General features: G+C 60.5%; 21 protein-coding genes and 1 pseudogene. 8 read left to right on the top strand and 14 right to left on the bottom strand.

All coding sequences use genetic code 11. From position 1 onward, the window contains the following. Positions 1-60: 60 nt before the first annotated feature. From ABIE16_RS16630 to ABIE16_RS16610, 5 genes are all read right to left on the bottom strand, one after another. The gene (locus ABIE16_RS16630; protein ID WP_223503343.1) at positions 61-1614 is read right to left on the bottom strand and encodes an amino acid permease; all 1554 of its coding nucleotides are present in this window, start codon (positions 1612-1614) and stop codon (positions 61-63) included. Positions 1615-1776: 162 nt separating this feature from the next. Further along, on the bottom strand, positions 1777-2937 hold the full coding sequence (locus tag ABIE16_RS16625) for an iron-containing alcohol dehydrogenase (protein ID WP_090456528.1): 1161 nt from the start codon (positions 2935-2937) through the stop codon (positions 1777-1779). A 3-nt stretch (positions 2938-2940) separates the two neighbouring features. Next, on the bottom strand, positions 2941-4332 hold the full coding sequence (locus tag ABIE16_RS16620) for an aldehyde dehydrogenase family protein (RefSeq protein ID WP_429521586.1): 1392 nt from the start codon (positions 4330-4332) through the stop codon (positions 2941-2943). A 7-nt stretch (positions 4333-4339) separates the two neighbouring features. Beyond that, on the bottom strand, positions 4340-5713 hold the full coding sequence (locus ABIE16_RS16615; protein ID WP_429521585.1) for a glutamine synthetase family protein: 1374 nt from the start codon (positions 5711-5713) through the stop codon (positions 4340-4342). Between the two features lie 244 nt (positions 5714-5957). After that, a complete protein-coding gene (locus ABIE16_RS16610) occupies positions 5958-7547 on the bottom strand; it encodes a winged helix-turn-helix domain-containing tetratricopeptide repeat protein (protein ID WP_429521584.1) in 1590 nt (529 codons plus the stop codon). Positions 7548-7806: 259 nt separating this feature from the next. On the opposite strand from ABIE16_RS16610, the gene ABIE16_RS16605 reads away from it, so the two are divergent. The 4 genes from ABIE16_RS16605 to ABIE16_RS16590 all read left to right on the top strand — a co-directional run bounded on the left by ABIE16_RS16605 (position 7807) and on the right by ABIE16_RS16590 (position 11799). Continuing rightward, positions 7807-8559 (top strand): SDR family oxidoreductase, encoded by a 753-nt coding sequence (locus ABIE16_RS16605; protein WP_429521583.1) that lies wholly within the window; start codon positions 7807-7809, stop codon positions 8557-8559. Between the two features lie 44 nt (positions 8560-8603). Then, positions 8604-9017: a cupin domain-containing protein gene (locus ABIE16_RS16600; protein ID WP_429521582.1), complete on the top strand. Its 414-nt coding sequence runs from the start codon at positions 8604-8606 to the stop codon at positions 9015-9017. A gap of 95 nt (positions 9018-9112) precedes the next feature. Continuing rightward, positions 9113-10210 (top strand): HlyD family secretion protein, encoded by a 1098-nt coding sequence (locus ABIE16_RS16595; protein WP_429521581.1) that lies wholly within the window; start codon positions 9113-9115, stop codon positions 10208-10210. Continuing rightward, positions 10207-11799 (top strand): DHA2 family efflux MFS transporter permease subunit, encoded by a 1593-nt coding sequence (locus ABIE16_RS16590; protein WP_429521580.1) that lies wholly within the window; start codon positions 10207-10209, stop codon positions 11797-11799. Before ABIE16_RS16595 ends, ABIE16_RS16590 begins: the two co-directional genes overlap by 4 nt. 259 nt (positions 11800-12058) lie before the next feature. On the opposite strand, the pseudogene ABIE16_RS16585 reads toward ABIE16_RS16590, so the two are convergent. From ABIE16_RS16585 to ABIE16_RS16555, 7 genes and pseudogenes are all read right to left on the bottom strand, one after another. Then, positions 12059-12295, bottom strand: a pseudogene (locus ABIE16_RS16585) (hypothetical protein); the annotation flags it as partial. A 150-nt stretch (positions 12296-12445) separates the two neighbouring features. Next, positions 12446-13138 (bottom strand): RES family NAD+ phosphorylase, encoded by a 693-nt coding sequence (locus ABIE16_RS16580; RefSeq protein ID WP_429521579.1) that lies wholly within the window; start codon positions 13136-13138, stop codon positions 12446-12448. Further along, positions 13132-13536 carry an antitoxin Xre-like helix-turn-helix domain-containing protein gene (locus ABIE16_RS16575; protein WP_223532980.1) on the bottom strand — a complete coding sequence of 135 codons (405 nt, stop codon included), beginning with the start codon at positions 13534-13536 and terminating at the stop codon, positions 13132-13134. The genes ABIE16_RS16580 and ABIE16_RS16575 overlap by 7 nt, the downstream gene beginning before the upstream one ends. A 97-nt stretch (positions 13537-13633) precedes the next feature. Continuing rightward, positions 13634-15130: a methyl-accepting chemotaxis protein gene (locus tag ABIE16_RS16570; protein WP_429521578.1), complete on the bottom strand. Its 1497-nt coding sequence runs from the start codon at positions 15128-15130 to the stop codon at positions 13634-13636. Between the two features lie 296 nt (positions 15131-15426). Continuing rightward, positions 15427-15561: a hypothetical protein gene (locus ABIE16_RS16565; RefSeq protein WP_256355847.1), complete on the bottom strand. Its 135-nt coding sequence runs from the start codon at positions 15559-15561 to the stop codon at positions 15427-15429. Positions 15562-15599: 38 nt separating this feature from the next. Continuing rightward, on the bottom strand, positions 15600-15830 hold the full coding sequence (locus tag ABIE16_RS16560; protein WP_429521577.1) for a hypothetical protein: 231 nt from the start codon (positions 15828-15830) through the stop codon (positions 15600-15602). Between the two features lie 294 nt (positions 15831-16124). Next, on the bottom strand, positions 16125-18380 hold the full coding sequence (locus ABIE16_RS16555; protein WP_429521576.1) for a TonB-dependent siderophore receptor: 2256 nt from the start codon (positions 18378-18380) through the stop codon (positions 16125-16127). A 147-nt stretch (positions 18381-18527) separates the two neighbouring features. Between ABIE16_RS16555 and ABIE16_RS16550 the strand changes: the two genes are divergently transcribed. Further along, the gene (locus tag ABIE16_RS16550) at positions 18528-19052 is read left to right on the top strand and encodes an RNA polymerase sigma factor (RefSeq protein ID WP_429521575.1); all 525 of its coding nucleotides are present in this window, start codon (positions 18528-18530) and stop codon (positions 19050-19052) included. 184 nt (positions 19053-19236) lie between these two features. Here the strand turns inward: ABIE16_RS16550 and ABIE16_RS16545 are convergent, their stop codons facing one another. Continuing rightward, on the bottom strand, positions 19237-20940 hold the full coding sequence (locus ABIE16_RS16545) for an ABC transporter ATP-binding protein/permease (protein ID WP_429521574.1): 1704 nt from the start codon (positions 20938-20940) through the stop codon (positions 19237-19239). A gap of 222 nt (positions 20941-21162) precedes the next feature. Between ABIE16_RS16545 and fhuF the strand changes: the two genes are divergently transcribed. Continuing rightward, the gene (gene fhuF, locus ABIE16_RS16540) at positions 21163-21828 is read left to right on the top strand and encodes a siderophore-iron reductase FhuF (protein ID WP_429521573.1); all 666 of its coding nucleotides are present in this window, start codon (positions 21163-21165) and stop codon (positions 21826-21828) included. 25 nt (positions 21829-21853) lie between these two features. On the opposite strand, the gene ABIE16_RS16535 is transcribed toward fhuF, so the two are convergent. Next, entirely contained in the window at positions 21854-23509 is a 1656-nt protein-coding gene (locus tag ABIE16_RS16535) for a cyclic peptide export ABC transporter (protein WP_429521572.1), read from the bottom strand. Between ABIE16_RS16535 and ABIE16_RS16530 the strand changes: the two genes are divergently transcribed. Beyond that, positions 23490-23693 carry a hypothetical protein gene (locus ABIE16_RS16530; RefSeq protein WP_340313915.1) on the top strand — a complete coding sequence of 68 codons (204 nt, stop codon included), beginning with the start codon at positions 23490-23492 and terminating at the stop codon, positions 23691-23693. The two genes, ABIE16_RS16535 and ABIE16_RS16530, sit on opposite strands and share 20 nt — an antisense overlap. 59 nt (positions 23694-23752) lie before the next feature. Next, complete coding sequence (locus ABIE16_RS16525) at positions 23753-25813, top strand: TonB-dependent receptor (RefSeq protein WP_349735654.1); 2061 nt, start codon at positions 23753-23755, stop codon at positions 25811-25813. The last annotated feature ends 269 nt before the right edge of the window (positions 25814-26082 follow it).

Raw genomic sequence — 26082 nt, 5'->3', positions numbered from 1 at the left:
TGGCGCCTGACACGCCGCCATCGCGAGCAAGCTCGCTCCCACAGGTTAATCAGCACGCGCCTATTTCCTGTCCAACGCCGCCTCCGCCGCGGCAATTTCAGCCTGGCGCTTGACTATCATGTCGCCCACCGGCGGCCCCTGGAAGCGCCGGGCTTCAAAACCGAACCAGACGATGGCCGTCAGGATCAGGAAACCGATGGTGATGTACAGCGCCCAATCGTTCGGTGGCTGGATGCCGATGACGAAAATGATGATCATCGCCAGGATCGAGAGGATGGCGAACACCGAGTACCAGAAACGCCCCATGTTCCACGGCCCCATGGTCGGCCACTTCGACGTCCCAAAGGTAAACAGGCCGAGCGCGATGGGAATGGCGAAGGAGAAGAACAGGAAGATCACCGTGCAGGACACCACGATGGTATAGACCGGCGTTGTCCCGATCGAGATCACCGACGATCCCCAGACGAACAACACCGCTAGGGTGGCACCGGTCCAGATCGCTGCCACCGGGCTGCGATGGGTCGATGAGACCGAGGACAGCGCTTTTGAGCAGGGCAGGCCTCCGTCCCGGGAGAACGCGAAGATCATCCGTGAAACCGAGGTGACGGTGGCCAGCCCGCAGAGCACCTGCGAAATGAAGATCGCCACGAAAAGCACCAGTTTCAAGGTCGGGTCGACCTGGGTGTTCATGGCCCAGAAAAACACGTTCCAGCCTTGCTTGGCCGCCTCGTCCATGTTCGGCAGCATCAGCACGAACGCGCTGAGCATCAGCCAGCCGAACAGCAACGACCAGACCACCGACATGACCATGCCGCGCGGCACCGACATGGCCGCGTTGCGGGTTTCCTCGGAGGTATGCGCAGAGGCGTCATAGCCGGTGATGGTGTAGATCGGCAACAGCAGCCCGAGCATGAACACCCAGCCGTTGGAGACCTGCGGCCAGACGCTGCCACCCGCTTCGCCGGAATAGTTGCCGAAGGTCCACAGCCGTGCGAATTCATAGCTGGGTGCCGATATCAGGCAGACGATGGTCAGGGCCAGCGCCGTGGCGAAGATCAGGTAACCTGAGAAGTCAGTGAGCTTGGCGGTCAGGCCGATCCCCAAGTGGTTGCACAAGGCCTGCAGGCCGGTGAGGATTGCCAGGAAAATCACCCTGACCGTGGTCGTGTCTTCCATGCCCAGTGCCGGCCCGAAGGCACCGAAAAAGAAGTAATAGGTACCGACGTTGATCGCGCCCAGCACCGTGACCAGCCCCAGCAGGTTGAACCACGCGGTCAGCCATCCGGTGAAGCGGTTACCGAGGATCGAGCCCCAGTGGTACAGGCCGCCAGCGGTGGGGTAGGCCGAGGAAATCTGCGCCATGGCCATGGCGAATACCCCGGAGATCAGGCAACCGATTGGCCAGCCGATCCCGATGGATGCCCCGCCCGCGCCCGAGGTGCCCTGGGCCAGGGAGTTGATGCCACCCGAGAGGATGCAGATGATCGAAAAGGAAATGGCGAAGTTGGAGAAAACCCCCATTCGTCGTGAGAGTTGCTGGGCATAGCCCATGCTGTGCAGCACCTTGACGTCATCGTCGTGCGTTTCGGTGCCCGGCTGGCTTGCTGGGTTCATGATGTGTGCCCCTTTTCAGGTTTTGGACAGGCCGAACTAAGCCGCCGTAGGCTCGACCTTGGTTTTCTGTAGGAGCGAGCTTGCTCGCGATGAACGTCAACGATGACGCGGGGAGCCTGACCCCTCGCGTCATCCTCAAGTCCATCGCGAGCAGGCTCGCTCCTACAGACGGCCGTGAAGTGCCGCGTCGAAAATCTTTGCCACGCCGTCCCGGGTCAATGGCAGCGGGTTGCCGCCAGCGGAAGGGTCGACAATCGCCATGTCGGCGATCAGGTCGGCCTGCCGGTCATCCACGCCCAGTTCAACCAGGGTATGGGGCACGCCGATGTCCTTGCGCAGCTTGAGGACGAAGGCCAGGAAACTGTCGAACCCCGGGGAGGGCAGGCGCAGGTACGCCGCCAGGCGGGTGATGCGCTCCTCGATGGCCGAGCGATTGAAGTGCAGGACATAGGGCATGAAGGTGGCATTGGTCATGCCGTGATGGGTGTCGTACAACGCACCCACCGGATGGGAGAGCGCATGCATCCCGCCCAGGCCTTTCTGGAATGCCGTGGCGCCCATGGCCGCCGCCGCGAGCATTTGTGCGCGGGCCTCAAGGTCCGACGGCGTGTGTACCGCCTTCACCAGTGAGTTGGCCACCAGGCGCATGCCTTCCACGGCAATGCCATCGGCCAGGGGGTGAAAGCCGGGGGCGCAGTACGCTTCCAGGCAATGGGACAGCGCGTCCATGCCGGTGCCTGCGGTGATTTTGGCGGGCATGCCGACGGTGAGGGCCGGATCGCTGATCACCACGCGTGGCATCATTTTCGGGTGGAAGATGATGCGTTTGGTGTGGGTGCGCTCGTCGATGATCACCGCCGCACGGCCGACTTCGGAACCGGTTCCCGCCGTGGTCGGCACGGCAATGACCGGGGCGATGCGGCTGTCGTCGGCGCGGGTCCAGTAGTCGCCGATGTCTTCGAAGTCCCAGACCGGACGGGTCTGGCCGCTCATGAAGGCAATGAGCTTGCCCATGTCCAGGCCACTGCCGCCGCCGAACGCGATCACGCCATCGTGCTGGCCGGCACGCCAGGCATCGAGCCCGCCAGCCAGGTTGGCTTCCACCGGATTGGGCTTGAGGTCACAAAACAGCGCCACGCCAAGACCGGCGGCGCGCAATGCGTCCAGTGCCGCCGTGGTGATCGGTGCGCGCGCCAGGCCGCTGTCGGTCACAAGTAAAGGTCGCTGGATACCCTGGCTGCGACAGACCTCGGCCAGTTCGGCGATGCGCCCGACACCGAAACGAACGCTCGTGGGGTAGTTCCAGTTTCCTGTCAGGTTCATGGTCTACACCTCGTGACGCAGATGAAAGGATTTGGCCCGGGTCAGGTGCTCGTAACCCAGTGGCGACAGGGTGACGCCGCGACCGCTGTTCTTCACGCCGGTCCAGGCCAGTGCCGGGTCCAGGTAATCGCAGCGGTTCATGAACACCGTGCCGGTGGCGATCTCGTTGCCCAGGCGTTCGGCCGCTGCGAGATCCCGGGTCCAGATGGAAGCGCTGAGCCCGAACTCACTGTCATTCATCAAGGCGATGGCTTCTTCATCGCTGGCCACCGGCATGATGCCGACCACCGGGCCAAAGCTTTCGTCGCGCATGACCGACATTTGATGGTTCACGTCCACCAGCACTTGCGGTGCCAGGTAGGCGCTGCCCGGCACGTCGGCGGGAAAGGACTTCGGATCGATCAGCGCTTTGGCGCCCTGGGCCAGCGCATCGGCAATCTGGCCGCGAACGAAGAATGCGGCGCCCGGTGTCACCAGCGGACCGAGGGTGGTGGCTTCATCCAGTGGGTTGCCCAGCACGTACTGGCGGGTCAGTTCGGCGAAGCGCTCGACAAACACCGGGTAGATTTTCTGGTCGACGTAGATGCGTTCCACGGCGCAGCAACTCTGCCCGGAATTGAAGAAACTGCCGTCCACCAGATTTTCCACCGCCTGTTCAAGGTTCGCGTCTGCCCGGACATAGGCCGGGTCTTTTCCGCCGAGCTCCAGGCCCATACCGAGAAATTGTCCGCTGGCGGCGCTTTCCATGACTTTTCCAGCCTCCACGGAACCGGTGAAGTTCACTTGTTGCACGCGCCCGCAAGCAATGATCGCCCCGGTCGACACATGGTCGAGCAGCAGATTCTGGAACAACCCCTCGGGCAGTTTTGCGCGACGCATGGCCTCGGCGAAGCGCTCGCCCACCAGCAGCGTTTGCGAAGCATGCTTGAGGATCACGCTGTTGCCGGCCATCAGCGCCGGGATAATGGTGTTCACCGCCGTCAGATAGGGGTAATTCCACGGAGCGACCACCAGCACCGTGCCCAGCGGCTCGCGTTTGATATAGCGGCGAAATCCCGCGACAGGCTCGGGCTCTACCCGATCAAGGACTTTCGGTGCGATAGCGATCATGTGCCGGGCACGTTCGGCGAAACCGCGCAGTTCGCCGGCGCCATAACGCACCGGGCGGCCCATTTGCCAGGCCAGCTCCGGCACGATGTCGGCCTGCATCGACAGCATTGCGTCCACCGCGGCAGTGCAAAACGCCGCGCGTTCGCTCAGTGAGCGGCGTTGCCATGCCGCCTGTGCGCTGGCAGCGGCCGTCAGCGCCTGCTCGATCTGCGCCGCATCGGCCACCTCGCGTTCGGCGTACACCCGGCCATCGACCGGGGAGATCAATTGAACCTTCGCAGTCATGATGTTCTCAATAGCGCTCGAAGCCGCGCTGCAATTCCCAGTCGGTGATTCGCCGGTCGTACTCTTTCTGCTCCCACTCGGCGGTGTGCACGTAATGGTCGACCACCTCGTCGCCGAACGCCTTGCGCAACATGCCGGAGGCCTTGAGTGCGGCGCTCGCTTCGCGCAGGGTCTTGGACACTTCCGGCAAATGCTCGTCCAGGTAGGCGTCACCTTCGAACGGCGGTGCGAGGTCGAGCTTCTCGTCGATACCGGCCAGGCCCGCCGCGATCAATGCGGCGAAGGCCAGATAGGGGTTGAGGTCGGCGCCACCGATGCGGCATTCGATGCGGATGGCCTTGCTGCCTTCGGCGCACAGGCGAAAGCCGGCGGTGCGATTGTCGCGGCTCCAGACCGCCCGCGTCGGCGCAAAAGTGCCAGCCTGGAAGCGCTTGTAGGAGTTGATGTAGGGCGCGAGAAAACAGGTGATGTCGTTGGCGTACTTGAGCTGGCCGGCGACCCAGGAGCGCATCAGTTTCGACATGCCGAACTCGGCTTTCGCGTCGAAGAACAGCGACTTCTTGGCGTTCTTGTCCCACAACGAATTATGGATGTGACTGCTGGAGCCGGCAGCGTCGTAGCGCCACTTGGCCATGAAGGTGATCGCCTTGCCCTGCAATTGCGCGATCTCTTTGCAGGCGTGCTTGATGATGACGTGGTGGTCGGCCATGGTCAGGGCATCGGCGTAGCGAATGTTGATCTCTTCCTGCCCCGGGCCCCATTCCCCCTTGGAGTTTTCCACGGGAATGCCCGAGGCCTGCAAGTGCTTGCGAATCGCCCGCAGCACCGGCTCTTCGCGGGTGGTCTGGAGGATGTTGTAGTCCTCGATGTAATGGCCGGCGGTTTTCGGTTTGTGATAGTTGCGCTTGTGGATCGCCTCGTAACTCTCATCGAACAGATAGAACTCGAGCTCCGAGGCAAACATGCCGGTGTAGCCACGCTCGCGCAGGCGCTCGACCTGTTTTTTCAGAATGGCCCTTGGGCTGTGGGGCAGGTCCTGGCGATGGTGATGATCGAGCACGTCGCACAGCACCAGCGCCGTGCACTCAAGCCAGGGCACGCGCCGCAGGGTGGACATGTCGGGCTTGAGCACGAAATCGCCGTAACCCTTGCTCCAACTGGCCGCGGCGTAACCCGGCACCGGCTCCATGTCGATGTCATCGGCCAGCAGATAGTTGCAGCAGTGGGTTTCTTCGTGGCCGCTGTCGATGAAAAACTCGACCTGGAATCGCTTGCCGACCAGGCGTCCCTGCATGTCGACCATGCAGACCAGTACGGTATCGATTTCGCCGGCAGCCGCGGCGCGCTTGAGTGCATCAAAGCTGAGGAGGGGCTCTGTCATCACGGCAATCCTGCGTGAAAGGTTTGGGACAGTCTGGGATAGCTGTTGCAGACGCTCTCCAGAAAAACCCAAACCTGCAGAACCGAGCATCATGAGCAACGAGTTGCTCAAAGCTTAGCCTACCGTTGCAATTGTAGGAGCGAGCTTGCTCGCGATGGATTTGAAGACACCGCGACTAATCAGAAAACCCGCGTCATCGTTGACGACCATCGCGAGCAAGCTCGCTCCTACAGGTTAGTCACCTTCACTCTGGCAATCCCGCCAGGCGCAGTCCATCGACGAAACGGGCGAAATCCTCAGGCCGTTGAATGGGCAGCCAGTCCTTGAGGGTGCACAGACGCAAAGAGGGATCCAGCTTTTGCAGACGCTGCATCGCCAGATCCGCTTTTTCCATTCGACCGCCGAGCGCATCACTGGCCGCCACCAGCGCCGCCGCGACCAGCAGACTGGGCAGGTTACCCAGGGCCTTTTCCGCCCACTGCGCAGCGGCATCGAAGTGCCCGGCGAAGAAATGCGCGAGCGCCATCCCCACCTGCATCCTGAACATTTCCGGATCCAGCGGACTCAAGCGAACGGCATGGTTCAAATGCTCGATGGCGGCGTCTGTTTCACCGTGCAGTGCCCGCAGGATACCGCCCAGAAACCAGGCGGGGGCGAGGTTGGGATTGAGCAGGCGCGCCCTGTCGAGCAGCGCAATGCCGCCGTCGACTTCGCCGGCGAGATGAGCAAGCGCATGTCCGCCCCGGGTCAACGCGACGGCATCGTCGCGGCCGAGGGTCACCGCCAGACGTGCCAGGCGTATGCCCTCGGCGATTTCTGCGGGTCGATCGCTCATCCAGCCATTGAGCTTGCGCCAGAAGTGGCACCAGGCGGCCATGCCATAGGCCGAAGCGAATTCCGCATCGAGTTCGATGGCCTGGTAGAACATCGGCAGCGCCTGCTCGATGGCTTCCCGGCTGCCGCTGTGCAGTTTTGCCATGGCCCGCAGGTAGTAGTCGTAGGCGTCCAGGCTTTCCGTCGGCTTGCGCTTGGCGCGTTCGATTTCTGCCCGCTCCAGTTGCGGCGCGATGGCACCGACGACGCTTTCGGTGATTTGGTCCTGCAGCTCGAAGAGGTCGTCGAGCAGGCCTTCGAAGCGCTCCGCCCAGATATGCGTCCCGCTTGTCGCGTCGATCAGTTGCCCGGTAATGCGCAGCCTGTTCCCGCACTTGCGCACGCTGCCTTCGAGCACATAGCGCACGCCCAGTTCCTGGCCGACGCCCTGGGCGTCCACGACCTGGCCCTTGTAGGTGAAGCTCGAATTGCGCGCAATGACGAACAGCCAGCGGATACGCGACAGGGCGGCGATGATGTCCTCCACGACGCCATCGGCGAAATACTCCTGCTCCGGATCGCCGCTCAGGTTCTGGAAGGGCAGGACGGTGATCGAGGGTTTGTCCGGCAGGACGAGCGTAGGGGAGAGGATTTGTTTCGGGGCAGCGCTTGCGCGTTCGTCGATGTCAGGCTGTGGTGTTTGCCCGCTCAAGTCGCCGTTGATCCGACCAACGAAGCGGTAGCCCTTGCGGGGGACGGTGCGCACCAGGCGCTGCTCCTCACCGGTATCACCAATGGCCTTGCGCACCGCATTGATGTGGCTGGTGATCGTCGATTCCGAAACGATCCGGTCGCCCCACACCGCCTTGAGCAACTCGTCCTTGCTGACGACGCGGTCGGGATTGTTGACGAACAGGAGCAACAGATCGAAAACCTGCGGTCCGACGGCCACGATTTGCCCGCGCAGGGTCAGCTCCCGGCGCTCCTGATCGAGTACGTAGTCTTCAAACGTGAATGGCAAATTGAGCATCCCCTGGCGAAGCGCCCTCAACTCCGTGTCCCAGGCGGCTGGCGGTTGGTAACTGAGGCAGATGATACGGCAGCTCGACACCCGCTGCACCGTCTGCGGCAAGGGCGGCTGGACGAACGTCAATGGCTTTGGACATAAATCCAAGCACTCGCCAAGGCAAACCCAAGCCCGGCGCAAGGACTTGCCTGGTGCGCGCAGGCACTCTTTCTACACCGACGCAATGGTTGCAGTCGACAAGTGGAGAAAAGTCATGAAGATCGTCGTCATCGGAGGCTCCGGCCTCATCGGATCGAAACTTGTGAACACCCTGCGCGAGCGCGGCCATGATGCGCTCGCCGCCAGCCCCAGCACGGGCGTGAACAGCATCACCCGCGAAGGCCTGGCCGAAGCGATGGATGGTGCTGATGTGGTGGTCGACGTGGCGAACGCGCCGTCGTGGGAAGACCAGGCCGTTCTCGATTTCTTTGAAACGTCGAGCCGTAACCTGCTGGCCGCCGAAGCCGCTGCCGGGGTTCGTCATCACGTAGCCTTGTCGATTGTCGGCAGCGAACGGCTTCCCGATACCGGCTATTTCCGGGCCAAGGTCGCGCAGGAAGCCCTTATCAAGGCATCCAGCGTTCCTTACACCATTCTACGTGCCACGCAGTTCTCCGAGTTTGCCGGCGGCATTGTCCAGTCGTTCGCCGTTGGCGAGGAAATTCATGCTTCGCCGGCGCTGATCCAGCCGATAGCGTCCGACGACGTGGTAGCGGCGCTGGCCGATGTCGTGCTGGCAGCACCGGTCAATGGCACCGTTGAAGTCGGCGGCCCGGAAACCATGCCGATCGACGAACTGGCCAGGCGTTATCTGCGGGCGACCCAGGACAACCGCAAGGTCGTGCCGGATGTACATGCCCGTTACTTCGGCGCCGTGCTCGACGATCAATCGCTGGTCACCGGCAAGAACGCACGCCTGGGGGCGATCCGCTTCGACGACTGGCTGGCCCGGTCGACAGCGCAGTAACGAATCGCACCCGCACATTACCCTACGAATCCAGGAGAAATCCCATGGTTACCCGTTTGCTAATGGCCGCTGTCTTCGCAGCGCTCTCGATCAGCGCCGCATCAGCCGCCGAGCCGCCTCCCGGCAAGGTGACGGTGGTGTTCGACCGTCCCATTCCCAACATCCCTGGCAAGAGCATGAGGGGCGTGGTCGTCGAGTATGGGCCGGGTGCCGCGTCGCCGGCCCACACCCATCCGAAAACGGCCTTCATCTATGCAACGGTGCTGGAGGGTTCGTTTCGCATCAAAGTCAAAGGCGAGCCGGAAAAGATCTACAACGTCGGCGAAAACTTCGTAGAGGAACCGGGCTCCGTGCACCTGGTCAGCGCCAACGCCAGTGACACCCAACCTGCACGCCTGTTGGCGGTGTTCGTCCTCGACACCGAGGAAAAGGTGCTCGTAACGCCTATCAAACAGTGAGCCGATCACGCGCTCATGAAGGCTCGACCGCCGGGCGGCAGACCCTGTCGCCCAGTGGCTGAGTCAGTTCTTGGCACTTTACAGGAAATGAAAAAATGAACTCGCTCCTGGACAAGGCCGCCATTGCCACCAGCGCAAGTAGCGGCACGCCCGTGGTCGTGGTGCGGCGAAGCAAGCGCAAGACCATCGGCCTGTTGCTGTGCGTCGCGGCTGTAATGGTCGTGGCGGTTTGGGGAGCCATGGCGTTTTCAAGTGGCGTGACCTCGACCGACAACGCGTATGTCCGCGGGGACGTCACCTCGCTGGCCGCCAAGGTCGCCGGCTATGTCACGGCGGTCGAGGTCCGGGACAACCAGGCCGTGCGTGCCGGTGATGTGCTGTTTCGAATCGATGACCGCGACTACCGTGCCAAACTTGCGCAAGCCGAGGCCAATGTCAGCGCCGCCCAGGCGCGCCTGACCCATGTCGACGCACAGATCCAGCTCCAGCATGCGCTGATCAGGCAGGCCGAAGCGCAAAGGCGTTCAGCCTCCGCCGACATGAGCCTGGCGGCCAAGACCCACGACCGCAGCCGCAAACTGATCGTCAGCAATGCGGTGAGCCAGGCCCTGGTCGATGAAACCGGCACCGCGCAATCCAGAGCCGCGGCCTCGGTTTCGGCCGCTTCGGCAACGGTCGAGGCGCAACAGCAGCGCATCACGGTGTTTGTAGCCGAGCGCGAGGCTGCCGTGGCCGCTGTGAGCCAGGCAGAGGCCGCACGTGATCTCGCCCGGATCGATCTCGAGCACACCGCGGTACACGCACCTGTGGATGGCGTGGTCGGTAACCGTCAGGTTCGCCTCGGTCGTTTCGTCACACCGGGCGTTTCCCTGCTCGATATCGTGCCGGTCAACGATGTGTGGGTCGTGGCGAACTTCAAGGAAACCCAGCTCGAACAGATTCGCCCCGGCCAGCACGTGCGCGTCACGGTCGATGGCTACCCCGATGCGGCACTCGATGGCGTGGTCGACAGCTTTGCACCGGGCAGTGGCTCGGCGTTCAGCCTGCTGCCGCCCGACAACGCCACCGGGAACTTTGTGCGTGTCGTGCAGCGCGTTCCGGTGAAGATCCGCCTGGCTGAAAACCCCCTGCCGGGGCGCATCGTGCCGGGCCTGTCCGCGCGGGTGGAAGTTGCACAAGGGGCCGGCTCATGAGCCGCGTTGCCTGCGCCACGCCGAGCAGCGCCAGGACAACGAACGGCGTCCTGCTCATGGTGGGCATCGTGTTGGCGACGTTGACGGAAGCGATCGCCAGCACCGTGCTGGCCCTCGGTCGCGGCGACATCATCGGCGACACCTATGCCACGCCCGACGAGTTCGCCTGGCTGGATGTCGGCTACATCGCGCTCAAGCTGATCGGGTTCATGCTCGCCCCTTGGCTGATGCAGCGATTTTCTGCGCGCAACGTGATCATCGGCGCCACACTGGTCATGGGCCTGGCGTGCTGCGTGGCTGCCGTTACCGCCTGGCTGGAACTGCTGATCGCATTACGCATCCTGCAAGGCTTCGCGGGAGGTGCTTTGCTGGTGGCGGGCCAGGCGATCATCTTTCGCGGCTATCCGCGCGCGCTTCAGCCGATCCTGCAAGCCCTGTTCGCCATGGCGGCGGTGGTCGCGTCGGCGACCCTCGCGCCAGCCCTGCAAGGGTGGTTGATCGACAGCCAGTCCTGGACCTGGATCTTCTTCAGCGTGGTGCCGCTGGCCCTGGCGGCGACCGGCCTCTTGCTCATCGCCGACCACCCCATGCCCGCCAGGGGCCGGCAACCTTCGTTTGACTGGCTCGGCTGTGCACTGATCGGTGCCGCGCTGTTCTGTTTCACCTACGTGCTCAGCCAGGGCAGCCGCTGGGACTGGTTCGAGGAACCGCGCATCCTGGTGCTGACGGTGATCGGTACCGCCGCGCTGCTGGCCTTTCTCGGTCAACAGGTGTTGGCCAACGGCCAGGGGCTGCTCGATTTCAGCCTGTTCAAAACAAGCGATTTCACCTTTGCCTTTATCGTCAGTTTCGTCGCCGGTGCCGCCCTGTTCGGCAGCGCCTACCTGATCCCGGCGTTCGCCCTGTCGGTACTCGCGTTCACGCCGACCGATGCCGGCCTGCTCCTGTTGCCCAGTGGCGGTTTTTTTGTCGGTTCGCTGCTCATCGCCGCCTATCTGTTCAGCGTGCGTCGCGTGCCGCCGGTGGCGACCGTGCCGTTGGGTATCCTGCTGATCATGGGGGCGATGTGGATGCTGTCCGGCTCCAACAGCGAAAGCGGCACCGACGACATGATGGCGGCCATCCTGTTGCGCGGCCTGGGCCTTGGTTTCCTGTTTCTGTCGATCACGCTGATTGCTTTCAGCCACCTCAACAGCCGCAACCTGGCCAGCGGCATCGGCCTGTTCAACACAGGGCGCCAGTTGGGAGGCTTGATGGGCGTCGCCGGGCTGCAGACCTTGATTGACCATCAGGTTGTCAGCAATGGCATGGTCCTTGGCGCCAACGTCACCCCGGGAGGGCACGCGCTCATCGAACGGCTGATTACCACAAGCGCGATGCTGGCAGGGAAGGGCATGGATCAGGTGGCTGCTGACCGGGCAGCCACGAGCCTGCTGGGCAAAGCGGTGTCAGGTCAGGCCACGGTGATTGCCTTCGATACGGCATTCTTCGCCGTGGCCCTGCTGTTCGTCTTTGCCGCACCCATACTGGTCGGCATCAAGATTGGCCTCTCGCGATCCGCGAAAGTGCATGACCTACAAACGAATTGATAACCCGCACGAAAAAGCCCGGCTGTTGAAGCCTGATGCTGTTCAGTTAAATGAGAACGATCCCCTGCAGGAGCGAGCTTGCTCGCGATGGTCGTTAACGATGCCGCGTGTTTACAGGCTAAACGCGGCGTTCTTGATTCCATCGCGAGCAAGCTCGCTCCTACAGTGAGTGGATCATTCTCGCTTGATTGAGCAGCATCAGGCTGTTGAGGCCGGGCTTTTCGTTGAGTCTTGTGGTAAAGCACTGCATTCAGACAGCGCGGCTTTCGATCAGACGGTCGGAACCGCCTTCGGCAACACGTTTTTCCAGCAGGCGATCCGAACCACCTTCAGCCACACGATTCTCGATCAAACGATCCGAACCACCCTCGGCCACACGGCTTTCAATCAGACGATCCGAGCCGCCTTCAGCGACCACAGGTTGAGCAGGGTTTGCGGCAAAAGCGTTAACTGCGAAAACCGAGAAAGCGATGCTGAGGAGGGTTTGGCGTTTCATGGTGGTGTGCTCCGGAGGTGCTTATGGGTTGGTATGGAGCAGATGTTACGCCGGGGAATTTTCAAGAGAACTTCATTGAAATGATGGTGACTATCGATGCGCTCAATGGATCGCAGATCCCACAGGTATTCATGTGCCTGACAACGGGGCTCAAGCCTCACTGATCTGACTGACACTGGTGATCTGCCCATTCCAGACCATCTCGTAATGCGCCGTCTGCACAATCGACGAAACCGGCCTCGGCGTCATCAACGCCCAGCAATGACTGCCCGGCATCCGCACCGAGTGATAACGCAAACCGGGGCAACCGGCATCGCGCACTGCCTGCCCCAATACACGGGAATGGCTGTAGTCGTCCGGCGCATACACCGGATCGCTCATCGGCAGGGCCGCGGCGTCCTTCATCCCGCCATCGCCAAATGCACAGGCCAATCCACGAAACACAAAGCGCTCATAGTTCAGGCTCGGAACCCTCGACCAATACAGCGCCTGGTGATGCCGCACCTCGGCCAGCGCCGCGTCCATCGACTCCGCCAGGTACAACACCCCAAAACGGCCATCGCTGAAACGCGAGCCCGCCGGGTTGACGTGGGTAAACGGCGCAATGGCGTAGGAGCAACCCCGAATGCCGAACGGGATTTCGTTGCGCGCAATCAACTCCAGCTGACCCACCTCATTTTTCAACCGCGGATTGGTCAGAGCCTGAATCTCGAACAACACCTCGAACTCAGCCGCATCCGCCACATCATCAAACAACGCAATGGGCGGAAACTTCGAATTGACCAGGCGAAAAGCCTGCAACGACTGACCGGCAAACACCGCCAGCTCACTCGCCATCACCATTGCGCACCCCGCAGCATGTCGATGCGGCGGAAGGTTTCGTACAGCGAAATCATGTCGCCCTGGGCCATGATCTCCAGCGGCGAACGCCCGTTGAAAAACTCGTTGTCATTGGCCATCGAGGCAAAGCCGTACACGTTATCCGGGTTGTCGAACACCAGCCGCAACGTCGCGTGAATGTTCAACACAAAACTGATGCGCTGCATCTGGTCCGCATCCAGCGCCACCGCCCAGTCCGGGTCCCGCTGCCGGGCGCGGGTGTAGGTGCTGCGGGAAATACGCAGGATGCGACAGGCCTGATCGCTGGTGGCTTGCCACTTTTCCAGAATGCTCACGGCGGCACGCAGGCCGGTGACGCATTGGTTTTTGCTGAAGGATTGGGGTTGCAGGGGGACGGCCATGATCAATACCTATCTTGAGTCCATAGACTCAAAGATAGGTTTGTTGAATCTGTAGAGCAAATCGGTTCGACCAACGGAAAACTTCTCCCGTCGAGCATCACTGATGAAACGTCCGCCCCAACGCATCCAACCGGGTCGCAATGGGCGGCAAGCGCCGACTGCTCAGCGCCAGTGTCTCCACATCATCCGCCGTGTTTTGCGCAATGCTCTGCACCGACTGCAAGCGCCCGACAATCTCGAAACTTGCCGAGGACTGTTCGCGGGTCGTCGTGACGATCCGCCCATTGAGTTCATCGATCTGCGAGATGTCGCTGCCGACGGCCTGCAACATTGCAGCGGCCACCTGACTGTCCTCGACGCAGCGCACTACACCTTCGCGGCTGTCCTGCATGGCCTCCACGGCTTTGCGGCTGCCTTGCTGCAAGGCTTCGATGATGGTGCGGATTTCCTTGGTGGACACTGCCGTGCGTTGCGCCAGGCTGCGCACCTCATCGGCCACCACCGCAAAGCCCCGGCCTTGCTCGCCGGCGCGCGCCGCTTCAATCGCCGCGTTGAGCGCCAGCAAGTTGGTCTGCTCGGCAATGCTGCTGATCACCTCCAGCACCGTACCGATCTGCTGCGCCTGCCCGGCCAGTACCTGCACGGTCTGGTTGGTGCCTTCCAGGCGTGAGGCCAGTTGAGTGATTTCCTGCCGCGCACGGTTCACGCTTTCCTGGCCGCGGGTGACTTGCGCGCTGGCTTGGCCGGCATGGGCAACGGCATGCTCGACATGCACCACGATGTGCTCCATCGCATCGCCCATGCGCTGCATCGACCCGGTCATCTGCGCGATTTCCGTCAACTGATGCTTGGCGCCTTTCTCCAGCGTGTTGCTGGCCTTGGCCAACTCCTGGCCCAACTGACCCAAACCCTGAGAGTCACGCACCACCCCGTCCACCAAGGCGGTGATCTGCGTCAAAAACTGATCGAAGCGCTGGGCCAGCGACACATGCACCCGAGCCTTGTCACCCTGGCCGGCACCGACAGTGAACTGGGACGTGGTGGCGAGCATCTTGTCCAGCATGTCCTGGCTCTCCACCGCATCGGCCTGGCTGTGCACCGCCAGATAGAGCAGCGCGACCGTTTCCATCACCACATAAAAAGCGTGAACGAACACCATCGTCCAGCCACCGTGATGGGCCATCACAAACACCGGAAAACCCTGATGTTGCAGCACATGAAACACCACGTGATGCAGCGCAATCGTCACCGCCGCCACCAGAATCGGCAGCCAGTCCCGATAAAACGTCAACACCGCCAACAACGCAAAAATCCCGAAGTGCGACTCAATGACCCCCTCGGCCTGATTGATATGCAACGCCGCCATCACCATCAAACCCAGGCCCAGCAGACAACGCATCAACCGCGTTCCGCCGATGGCTCGATACAACAACGTCAACAACACACTGGTGCCGCCGCCCACCAGCAGCGCCTGCTTGAAGGTGTCGTGCCAGAACGCCAGGCCGATAGCGAACGCGAACATCAGCCAGATCAGGCCCAGCATGATGCGGTCGGCTTTGCGGTAATGGTCGAGGAAACGAGGGGGGAAGGGCATGTACGCTTACTCCATGTAAATGAGCCAGAAAAAGCAGGGTTTATGGCAACACGGGACATCGCGAAAGCTTGGGGGCGTTAAGGAAGCAGACGTTTTCAGAGTCAGGGATGCGAATCAGTTGGCAGCGTGGTCGAGGTGTATTTGAGAAACCGTGGAGAGCGTAGCCCTTGGCCATCATTCTAGGCAGCTACGACGTCGCTCGTGGAAAACAATGTCCGATATAGAGGCAAGTAATGCTGAAGTGACGGGGGAGTGCGACAGACTCCGTTGCAAAGCCTGTCGTACACCCGAGGCAATTACGACTTCTTCGGCGGATAGTTACCGCGCAAGCCACCGGACTTGTTGCCGGTTTTGCTCGGCAGGTTCGGCACCAGCGGACGGGATCTGGGCTGGGGGTTGGAGCGGCTTTGGGGTTGCGGTTGTTTGCTCATGTTCGCCTCCTGAGTTTTCAGGGATTCGCGAAGTGGTATTACTGATGAAGTTTAGCTAATCGACTGTCGGTCGCTTCGTTTAGCACTTCCGCATATTTATGGCCGTAGAAATGCGTAGCCCGCCCCCGACCGCGACCCGCGCTACTCTGCTGCCGTTCGGCATCGGTGCCGCCCTGGCACTGATAATCTTTGCCGCCGCCGCCATAGTCGTCCGACTGCTCTAGTCTCTTGTCCTCAGCCCTGATGGCTGGGGCGTCTTGTTGATTCATACGAATTGAATCGAGCAGACGAAAAAAAGCCCGCGATGGGGAGAGCGGGCTGGAAATCACAAAGGAGCTGGATCCACCGTATGCCAATGGATGTGAAAATACTGTGATGGATGTCTGATTACTTGCTCGCGCAGAAATCAGGATTTCGTCTGGCGAATGTCATTTTGGAAGTTGCTCGCAGGCAAATCGTCAGCGTTGCAAGGCTCGGTGCTGTTCCCGACGAATCTGGTGCGAGCTTGGGTTTGCGTCGTGTCACTTGGCGCAGCAGTGAGCTGCGCCGACCCGCTTGCTGCCTTAGAAGCGATACTTCGCCGAAGCTGTGATGCTGCGCGGCGCACCATATGTGAGGGCACCATAGGCATCGAAGATGTCGAAGTACTTCTCGTCGGTGACATTGTCGGCATTCACCTGTGCCGAGAGGTTTTCGGTGATCTCGTAGCGAGCCATCAGGTTGACCAGGGCATAGGCATCCTGCTGGATCTTCTCGGAGTTGCCTGCCGGGTTGATGGCGTAGGTGTAGATCGAGTCCTGCCAGTTAACCCCGCCGCCAATGGTCAGCTTGTTGAAAGCACCGGGCAGACGGTAGGTGGTAAAGGTACGCAGCAGCTTGGTCGGGTACAGGGTGTTGACGTCGTCGCCCTTGGCATCTTCGGCGGTGAACTGGGTGTAGCCCACTGTTGCATTCCAATCGGTCGCGAGCTCGCCGGACACTTCCAGCTCGAAGCCCTTGCTGGTTGCGCCTTCACTGGCCTCGTAGGCGTAACCGCCGACGGGGTTCGAAGGATCGATCAGCACGCCGGTGCTTTGACCCAGATTATCCTGCTTGATCTGGAAAATCGCAGCGGAGGCGTTCAAACGGCCACCGAAGTACTCACCCTTCAAACCGATTTCACTGCTCTGGCCAACGATGGGCTCCAATTGCTGGCCACTGCTGTCGCGTACCGACTGCGGCAGGAAGATTTCGGTGTAGCTGGCATAGGCCGAGAGGTTATCGGTGAGGTCGTAGACGACGCCTGCATAAGGGGTAAGTTCGTGATCGACATCGATCTTGCTCACCTCCGAGTAGATGTCATCGCTGGTCTTCTCGTACCAGCTCTCACGTGCACCAAGAATCACTTTCAAATCGTCGGTCACATTCAAGCGAGTGGCGGCGTAAAGCCCTTTCTGCCGGGTTTCGCTGTAGCCGTAGTCTGTCCGCGGGCCCCAGATCGGTTCCGGGAAATCGCCGTTGTAGGCATCGAAATTGGCAACACCGTCAAAGCCGGTTTGCGCATTGAGTGCATCGGCGTCGAATTTCTGCTTGCTGTCTACATAACCGAAGGCCGCTTCATGCTCACGGCCCAACAGCGAGAACGGGCCATTGAAGCGGATGCCGTAGTCGTCCTGGGTGGTCTTGGTCTTGTAGGTCGCCGGGAACGAAGACATACCGGCACTACCGTTCTGGCCTGGATTGCCAGAAAGGTACAGCAGGGAAGAGTCGCCGGTTCGCTCGCCACGGTTGTAGCTGAGGTTGACTTGCCAGTCGTTGGCGAAGGTGTGATCGAGATTGACGAAGTAGGTATCGTAGGTGGTGTCCCACTTGCTCCATTTGGCGGAGGTTGTCTTCGAGCGGCTCCAGTTTGTGCGGCTACCGTCTGCGTACCAGACCGGCAGGCCGCCCCACATCGGCGAGTCGGCGTTGTTTTCCTGGTGGCTCAAGCCGAACCACAGCGTGGTGTCGGGTGTCAGGTCGATATCCATCGTGCCGTAGAGCGTCTGGCGCTTGTTGGAGTTCATGTCGATCCAGGTATCGCCTTCGTTGGTTTCCCCGACCAGCCGCGCGCGAATGGTGCCTTCCTCGTTCAACGCCGTGGACACATCGGCCTCGACGCCATAGGTGTCCCATGTGCCGGCGCTCAGTTCTACTGACCCCTTCAAGTCAGTGCTGTAGGCGCGCTTGCGTACCATGTTGATGGATGCGGAAGGGTCGCCCGCGCCGGTCATCAAGCCGTTGGCGCCACGGACCACTTCAACGCGGTCGTACATGGCCAGGCTGCTGAAAACCTCCCCCGAACTCCAAGGCTGCTCAAAGATGGTAGGTACACCGTCGATCATCAGCGAGTTGAGCTCAAAGCCGCGGGCGTTGAACTGTGCCCGGCTGGTCTCGTAGCGGTTGACCGACACACCCGTGGCATTGTTGACCACATCGAGGATCGTACGCAGATCCTGGTCCTGAATGCGCTGCTGGGTGACGACACTGACTGACTGCGGGGTTTCGCGCAGCGACATGCTCAACGGTGTCGCCGTGCGCGCAGCGTCAGTGGTGTAAGAGCGGGTGTCTTCGGTCACGCCGATTCGCGCTTGAGTGGCGGTCTCCGTGATAGCGATAGGCGCCAGGGTCAAAGAGCTTTCAGTCTCGCTCTGATCAGCCTGGTCCGCTGCCTGTAGTGGTGGCGCAGCGACAGTGATACCGACTGCAAGCATGTGCACTGCGAGGGCCAGAGGCCGGAGTGCCAGGGGCGAGCGCGGGGTAACGGTGTTTTGTGCACACAGGAGGGCTGGGGCGGACATGCGGACTCACATATGATCTGGGTTTTATTGAGAATAACTATCATACGCAAGTGTTACTAAGTGTGGAATGGGTTTCATACGCATTTGAGAGCGCTTATCAAATGTGATAGCTTCCGGCACATCCCCTCACAAGATCGTTTCCCGCTGATGGCCTCCTGTAAATCCCCGACACTGACCCAGCTGGTAGAGATCCACTACGAGGAACTCAAGGCCTATATCCAGCGCAGAGCGGGCTCATCGTTCATTGCGTCGGATATCGTTCAAGAGACGTGGCTACGCGCTGCCAGGCACTCGACGAAGCAGCCGGACAAGCCACTGGCCTACCTCTATCGCACGGCAACCAATCTGTTGCTGGACAAGCAACGGCAGGATACGACCCATGGTCGTTACTTCGGCGAAAGTGATTTGGCTGAGGAGATCGAGTGCCCTTTGTCATCCCCGGACAAGGCCGCCGGTATTCGTCAGGAGCTGGAAATACTGTCCAATGCGTTAGACGATCTGCCGGAGAAATACCGCGTAGTGTTTCTGCTCTCCCGTTGCGAAGGATTCACCATGCGCGAGATCGCTGTGCAGCTGGATATCAAGGAGGGCACCATCGAAAAGCAGATCGCCAAAGGCATGCGGCACTGTCGTACGCGACTGGAACGGTCAGTTCATAGCGCCAGCGGATAAATTCAACACAATCAGTCGAGGGTCTTGCTCAGCGATCAGGTCGCTGGCTATGAGGATCTCGGGAAGAACCAGGAAACGGGTAACCGAGACGGTCACGCGCCGCGACCTGCCGATTTGAGAGAGTGCCTGTTCAGTCACTCTCTGGAAGGCACCTTCACCTCTATCCAGTTGATGCCCCACGAAGTCATACCGGTTGCATCACCTTTCGATGCACCCACTGAGCCTCGCTTTGCAGTTCCAGAACTTGCCAGTGGAAGCGTTCCAGCGAGGCATTGTGGCCGACGCTGATCAGGATCGTCTCCGGCAGCGTTTGTTTGAGTAACTGATAGCAGCGCGCCTCGTTCGCCGCATCCAGCGCCGAACTGCTCTCGTCGAGGAACAGCACCGCTGGGCGGGCCAACAGGGCGCGGACGAAGGCACAGCGTTGCTGTTCGCCAACGCTCAGGATTTGCGACCAGTCCAGTTCGTCATTCAGTTGCTCGCTCAAGTGTTGCAGGCCGACGTGCTGCATGTGCAGGCGTAACGCGGCGTCTGCATCACGATCCGGTTGATTGGGGTACCAGAGTGCTTCGCGCAGGCTGCCTAGCGGCAGGTAAGGTTTCTGCGAGAGTGTCAGGGCACGCTCACGGTCGTAACTGGCGCAGCCGCGAGCGTGAGGCCAGAGTCCTGTGACAGTGCGTATCAACGTCGACTTACCGTAGCCGGACGGTGCGCTGATCAGCAGGCTGTCACCGGGCTCAAGTGAAAGGTTGAAGCTGTTGAGCAAGCGCCGACCGTTCGGCAACCAGATGTCCAGATCCTTGATTTGAAGGCCCTTGGGCTGCTGCCCCACAACGACATTCGACTTGACTTCGACCTTGTCCAGGCGCTCCTGGAAACCAATCAACCGGTCGATCACCGATTTCCATGCCGACAGCTCCGGGAACACCTCTACGAGATAGGCAATGGCCGAGTGCACTTCGCCGAAGGCAGCGCTGATCTGGGTCAGGCGGCCAAGAGGAAACGCGCCGGCGAAGAACTGCGGCGCCATGATGAACATCGGTATGACTGTGGCACTGCGCAGGTAGAAGGTCGAATAGCCCATGATCAGCTTCTGCTTTTTCACCAGCGTCCAAAAGTTTTCCAGCGCCGCCTCCAGGCGTTGGTTGAAGCGGGCGTTTTCTGTCGCTTCACCCCGGTACTGGGCCACCGAGTCGGCGTTTTCCCGCAGGCGCATCAGCGAGAAGCGAAAGTCGGCTTCGCGCCGCTGTTGCATGAAATTGAGCCGCGGCAATGCGCGCCCCAACCAGAACGCCAGCCCCGTGCCCAGAAGGGCGTAGACGAGGGCGATCCACACCAGCAACCCCGGAATGACTACGGACTCACCGGCGAACGGCACGCTAACCAGGCCGGATGCCTGCCAGAGGATGTGCAGGAAGGAAAACAGTGACACCACCGAGGTTAGCAATCCCAGGCTCAGCTTGAGCGATTTGACGATAAACAGATCGATGTCTTCGGCAATCCGCTGGTCAGGGTTGTCGACATCGGTCTCGGTCAACTTCAGTTTTTGGTAACGCTGGCTGCCCAGCCATTGATCGAGCATGTTGCGGGTGGCCCAACGGCGCCAGCGCAAGGTCAGCTTTTGCTGGAAGTGAAACGCGCCCATGGTAAAGGCGGCCGTACCGACTTGCAGCAGGATGAACTGCAGACCGCCCAGGAGAAAACCAGCGTAGTCCTTGTCCTGCAAGGCGTTGTAAAAGTGCAGGTTCCAGAAGTTGGTGAGGATGTTGACGCCCACCAGGCACAGGGTCATCAGCACGGTGGCTACAAGTAGCAGCAGGGCCGGATACTTCTGTTCGGATGTCCAGAAAGGCCGTGCGAGACGCCAGAAATTGCGGAGTGTGTGCATTTGGTCTGGAGAGCCCGGTCGCTGACGACGTTGAGTTTGCAGGGGAGGGAGGATAGGATCGGCCAATGCTAATCGTTTGCATTAATTAGGGAAAGCCACGGGAGACCCGTCATCGAATTCCCAGAATGGCTTGGCCAGGCCTGGCCGCCGATACAGCGTGTCATCCGCGATGAACCGGGTGATCAGCCTTCCATAGCCGTAAGCCAGCTTGCCGACCCCGCCGTGCTGCAACCTTTGCTGACCCGGTTCGCCTTGCTTTATCCGGGGGTGAACCGCGCGGCCGTGGTGTCGCAGTGGTCGATGAATTACATGAGCATCGTACTGCCGGCCGCTTTGGCCTGTGCCCTCACGCGTCATTGCGCGATAGATTTCTGGGACAAGGGGGTTGTGCTATTGCACGATGATGGTCAACCCCTGGCGCTGAGACTGGTCGCCCGGCTACCAACCCAGGCCCCCGAAAATCGCGCAGCCTATTGGTCGCGGTTGATCCACGAACACCTCGCGCCGCTGTTCACCACCCTGGCCGCCGCCGGTGGCCTGGCCCCGAAAATACTGTGGGGCAACATGGTCGCCATCTGGGACGGTGCCTTCGCGAGAATGGATGCCGACTTGTCCCGGGACGGATTCGCCGAGGCGCACCAGTGGCTGGAGCAGGTCACTGTGAACGATGGGCGCCTGAAGTTGCGGGGCCTGCAACGCATGGTGGAATCACCTGCGCCGCAGATTTGCCCCTGCCTGCCGTTGCGTCGGCATTGCTGCCTGCACTACCAGTTGCACGAGCCAGTCGAAGGCACGCCGCCGGTGCTCTGCGAGTCGTGCCCCAAGCTGCATCGACTGCCCGTGGCAGAGCAGGTGAGCTATCTGCACTATATCTATCAGGACAGTTGAGCACCGGTACCTGTCCAGCCCTTGATTATCGGCAGGCGTCCTGGGCCAGGGGCGATGCGCCTGCATCCGCGCGCGGGGTGATGTCGCTGAGCATCCCGTTTTCGATACGGATCAGTCTGTCCGCCAAGCCGAAGTACGCATCGTCATGGGAAATGACGATCACCAGTTTGCCGCGCTCGCGCAGGTCCGCCAGGATCCTGTTGTAGAAAAAATGTTTGAACACGGGGTCCTGGTCGGCGGCCCACTCATCGAACAGATAGCAGGGGCGGTCATCCAGCCAGGCACTGAGCAGCGCCAGACGCTTGCGTTGCCCGGTAGACAGCGCCAGCGTCGTCAACTGTCCTTCCTCGACTTGCACCTTATGGTCCAGTTGCAGGTGTATCAGGTAATCCCGTGCCTGCTGCACACGTTGCGGATCGTCGCTATTCAACAGATTTTCGAACAGGCAGAAGTCGGTAAATATCGCCGAGAAGTGCTGTCGGTAATGGTGGTTGTCGCTGGTCGAGGACACTTGCTCGTCGAGCTCGATGTCACCGCTCTCTGGCCGGTAAAGGCCGGTCAGCAACAAGGCCAGAGTGGTTTTGCCGCTGCCGTTGCCGCCGGTAATGAACACCACCTCCCCGGCATTGAGGGTGAGGTCGATCGGGCCAAGAGTGAAATGACCGTCCTCGCGCTCGCGGTAGTAGGTATGGGCGACTTGCCGGCAGACGAGGCTTTGCACCTGGGTCGGCGGGATCGTCTCGACGTTCTCGCTGGCCGCTTGCATCTCGCCGTCCAGGGTGCGGATCTTGTTCAGCGCGACGCTGGCCCGACCGAACGTTGGCAGGGCATTCATCAGCTCCGATAGCGGGGTAATCATGTAGAGGATGGCCAGGATGTAGCCAGTGACCAGGCTGGCACTCAGGTCGATGAAGTGTGGCGCGGCGAAAAGCACCACACCGATCAACATATAGAACACCGCATTGCCCCAGTTGAGCACTACGGCGTAGATGCTCATGCCGCGCACGAAATCCTGGCGGTACTGCAGGCTCACCGGCAGTAGCAGGCGAGTGAAAAAGTGTTGCCGGCGCGGGTGGTTAAGCTGCAATTCCTTGCTGCCGTCGGTGAGCAGGCGATAGTGATCGAACAACTGATCCTTTTGTTCGCGGGCACGAGAGATCGACGTCAATGCCCGGCGTTGCGGCCAGTGGAAACTGAGGCTGCCCAAGGCAATCAGCAACAGCGTCAAACCGAGTAGCGGCAGGCTGAGCCAGGCCAGGTAGGCCAGGCAGGCGGCGATGATCCCGGCGTTGACCAAAAGGATCGGCACCAGCTCCACCGCTTGGCTGATGGTTTGCGCATCGTCGGTCAGCATCGCCAGCAAACGGTGTTTACCAAGGCGCTGCAACTGCGCGTATGGCGCATCGATCAGTCTGGTGCTCAGGTGCAGGCGCATATCGTGAACCGCGGCCTGACCCAGACGCAGCAGGCTGACGTCGGCAATCACCCGCGACACTGCCACCAACACCACCAGGCCCGCAAAGTACAGGCCGTCCGCCGGGCGCAGTTGGTCGAACACCGTCAGGCTGTGGTTGATGGAGGCGATCAGGCCGGCCGCCGCGAGGCCGCAGATCAGGCCCGAGAGGGTCGCAAGCAGCAATGCGCGCCACGAGCGTTTGGCCATGAAAATCAACAAGTCCATTTCAAACCGCTCCGTCTGTGGTGATGACCTCAAGGCGCGGGACCCGTTGCGGATGCAAGGTGCGTTGCTTAAGGACGCAAATGTATTGGCGATGATACATGGCACCGCTATCAATACAAATGAGATGAATTATCAATACTATTCCTTTAGATTTTTTTTTGAATTAGACTCCCGCCGCCTGTAGGAAAGCGGCGTTCAGGGCGTAGGAAAGAATACTAATAATCTGTCGCAGGGGAGCGGGGCGTGCATTTCAAAAAAAATACAATTGCGTTGGCTGTGGGGTCGGCGTTGTGCCTGTCCAACAGCGCATGGTCGGCCGAACAGTCGAACACCATGGAGATCGCTCCGATCACGGTGACGGGTGAAAAGATCAACCGAACCCTGGAGCAAACCCAGTCGAGTGTCGTCGTGGTGACCGACAAGCAACTGCGCGAGAAGGAGGACCACAATCTCGTCGATGTGTTCGCCCGAACGCCAGGTGTCTACAACCAGTCCGGTAACGAAAACTGGGGTATCCGCGGCGTGCCGGTGTCCGGTTTCGATGACCAAGGCCCGGCCACGCTCAATGGTGCGGTCTCGGTATTCGTCGACGGCGCCGTGCAGCCCAACCGTGCACTGACCCTCAGCCCGATGCCGCTGTGGGACGTCGAGCAGGTTGAAGTGTTCCTGGGCCCGCAGTCCACCACCCAGGGCCGTAACTCGCTGGCCGGTGCGGTGGTCATCCAGACCAGGAACCCGACCTTCGTCCCGAGCCTTTCGGCACAGGCCAACACGGGCAACTACGGTGAAAGCGGCGGTGCGCTTGCCGGTGGCGGCTCGATCGTCGATGACAAGATCGCCGGCCGTATCGCCGTGGATTACCAGGACGGTGACGGCTACATCGACAACGTCGCACTCGATAACGACGCCAACCCGACCCGCACCTACAATGCTCGTGGCAAGCTGTTGATCCTGCCGAACGACAATCTGGATGTGCTGCTGACTTACGCTCATGGTGAAAGCCGAAAGGGCGATAACTCGGTCATGCGCGAAAACGGCAAGGTCCGTTACTACGACATATCGTCCAACACCAACGCGTACGACAAGCTCAAGCAAGACACTGTCAGCGCCAAGGTGGATTACCGCCTGGACGATAACTGGTCCGTGACCAGCCTCACGGCCAATACCGATTCGGATTATGACGCGCGTCTGGACTTCGACCAGACGGCCGTGGATAACCAAGTCGTACTGCGCAAACAGGACGGTAAACTGTTCAGTCAGGAGCTGCGCCTGAACTACGCCGGCGACACGGTGAAGAGTTTCGTCGGTGCCTACTACGGCCACAACACCAACAACTTCCAAGACCGGTTGCTGTTCGACGACGAGCTGTTCGGTACCGCCAAAGGTGATACCAAGATCGAAAACACGGCGCTGTTCGGTGAGATCAACTGGACCTTCGCTCCGCGCTGGACGTTGATCACCGGCCTGCGCTACGACCACGAGAAGAACGACACCGACATCGATCAGGACGATTTCTCCAGCCCGGCGGAAGTCAGCAAGTCGTTTGATGCGGTATTGCCCAAACTCGGCATCGATTATGAACTGGCCACGGATCAGTACGTGGGCTTTATGGTGCAGAAAGGCTATCGCGGCGGCGGTGTCAACGTCCGAGCCGGTGGCGGTCATGAAGACTACGATCCGGAATACACCACGAACTACGAGTTGTCCTACCGCGGTTCGTTCATGGACAAGACCCTACGTACCCGCGCCAACGTTTACTACACTGACTGGAAAGACCAGCAGGTCAGCGTTCTGGACCCGAATACCGAGTTCGCCCACATTTTCAACGCCGGTAGCAGTGACATCAAGGGCCTGGAAGTCTCCGTTGAAAAAGACTTTGGTGAACAGTTGACCCTGACCGCCGGTGCCTCCGTGACCGATGGCAAGTACAAGGACTTCGTCACGGGTGATGGCCGGGACATGAGTGGCGAGGACTTCCTGTTTTCGCCCAAATACAAGATGTCGCTGGGCGGTACCTATCGCTGGAATGATCGTCTGACCCTGAACACTGACGTCATCTACCAGAGCACCTCGCCGTCGGAGTACGAGTTCGATGACGCAGGTCAGGTCACGGACGAGCGTCGGGCAGACAACTACTGGCTGGCCAACTTCAACGCCGAATACAAGATCACCAAGAACATCGCCGTATCCGGCTACGTTAAAAACGCCTTCGACAAGGAATACGTCACCAACAACCGCAGCGGCGACATCATTGACGTTGGAGCACCGCGTACGCTCGGTCTGGTGCTGCGCTACGACATGTAAAAAATTGCCGCGGGGACCTTGGCCCCCGCGTTTGCTTTTACTTCTTTGCTGTCTGCGACATCCGTCACTGCTGGCAGCGTGGCGTTATAAACCCTTGCCCAATGCTGGTGTCGATCCATTTGAACAGGCACGTGAAGCCTTCGAGCATTTCGCCAGGGGGCGTTTGGGAAAGTGGTCATCAAGATCGCTTGATAATTTAAAGGCGCCGAATAGGCGCCTTTTTTCATTACTGAGGCGGAGTAAAAATCCAGTCGTAATCGTCTGTTTTT

It is taken from the genome of Pseudomonas sp. 2725 (genome assembly GCF_050434585.1).
GTDB classification, from domain to species: domain Bacteria; phylum Pseudomonadota; class Gammaproteobacteria; order Pseudomonadales; family Pseudomonadaceae; genus Aquipseudomonas; species Aquipseudomonas jessenii.
The sequence above is the reverse complement of the archived record's forward strand: the minus strand, read 5'-3'. Positions and strand labels throughout refer to the sequence as shown.

Coding starts and splice junctions, on each gene's coding strand:
- ABIE16_RS16535 (WP_429521572.1), bottom strand. CDS start 23,509: ATGGACTTGTTGATTTTCATGGCCAAACGCTCGTGGCGCGCATTGCTG.
- ABIE16_RS16615 (WP_429521585.1), bottom strand. CDS start 5,713: ATGACAGAGCCCCTCCTCAGCTTTGATGCACTCAAGCGCGCCGCGGCT.
- ABIE16_RS16545 (WP_429521574.1), bottom strand. CDS start 20,940: ATGCACACACTCCGCAATTTCTGGCGTCTCGCACGGCCTTTCTGGACA.
- ABIE16_RS16550 (WP_429521575.1), top strand. CDS start 18,528: ATGGCCTCCTGTAAATCCCCGACACTGACCCAGCTGGTAGAGATCCAC.
- ABIE16_RS16630 (WP_223503343.1), bottom strand. CDS start 1,614: ATGAACCCAGCAAGCCAGCCGGGCACCGAAACGCACGACGATGACGTC.
- ABIE16_RS16555 (WP_429521576.1), bottom strand. CDS start 18,380: ATGTCCGCCCCAGCCCTCCTGTGTGCACAAAACACCGTTACCCCGCGC.
- ABIE16_RS16580 (WP_429521579.1), bottom strand. CDS start 13,138: ATGGTGATGGCGAGTGAGCTGGCGGTGTTTGCCGGTCAGTCGTTGCAG.
- ABIE16_RS16625 (WP_090456528.1), bottom strand. CDS start 2,937: ATGAACCTGACAGGAAACTGGAACTACCCCACGAGCGTTCGTTTCGGT.
- ABIE16_RS16565 (WP_256355847.1), bottom strand. CDS start 15,561: ATGAGCAAACAACCGCAACCCCAAAGCCGCTCCAACCCCCAGCCCAGA.
- ABIE16_RS16560 (WP_429521577.1), bottom strand. CDS start 15,830: ATGAATCAACAAGACGCCCCAGCCATCAGGGCTGAGGACAAGAGACTA.
- ABIE16_RS16600 (WP_429521582.1), top strand. CDS start 8,604: ATGGTTACCCGTTTGCTAATGGCCGCTGTCTTCGCAGCGCTCTCGATC.
- ABIE16_RS16595 (WP_429521581.1), top strand. CDS start 9,113: ATGAACTCGCTCCTGGACAAGGCCGCCATTGCCACCAGCGCAAGTAGC.
- ABIE16_RS16575 (WP_223532980.1), bottom strand. CDS start 13,536: ATGGCCGTCCCCCTGCAACCCCAATCCTTCAGCAAAAACCAATGCGTC.
- ABIE16_RS16590 (WP_429521580.1), top strand. CDS start 10,207: ATGAGCCGCGTTGCCTGCGCCACGCCGAGCAGCGCCAGGACAACGAAC.
- ABIE16_RS16605 (WP_429521583.1), top strand. CDS start 7,807: ATGAAGATCGTCGTCATCGGAGGCTCCGGCCTCATCGGATCGAAACTT.
- ABIE16_RS16620 (WP_429521586.1), bottom strand. CDS start 4,332: ATGACTGCGAAGGTTCAATTGATCTCCCCGGTCGATGGCCGGGTGTAC.
- ABIE16_RS16570 (WP_429521578.1), bottom strand. CDS start 15,130: ATGCCCTTCCCCCCTCGTTTCCTCGACCATTACCGCAAAGCCGACCGC.
- ABIE16_RS16530 (WP_340313915.1), top strand. CDS start 23,490: ATGAAAATCAACAAGTCCATTTCAAACCGCTCCGTCTGTGGTGATGAC.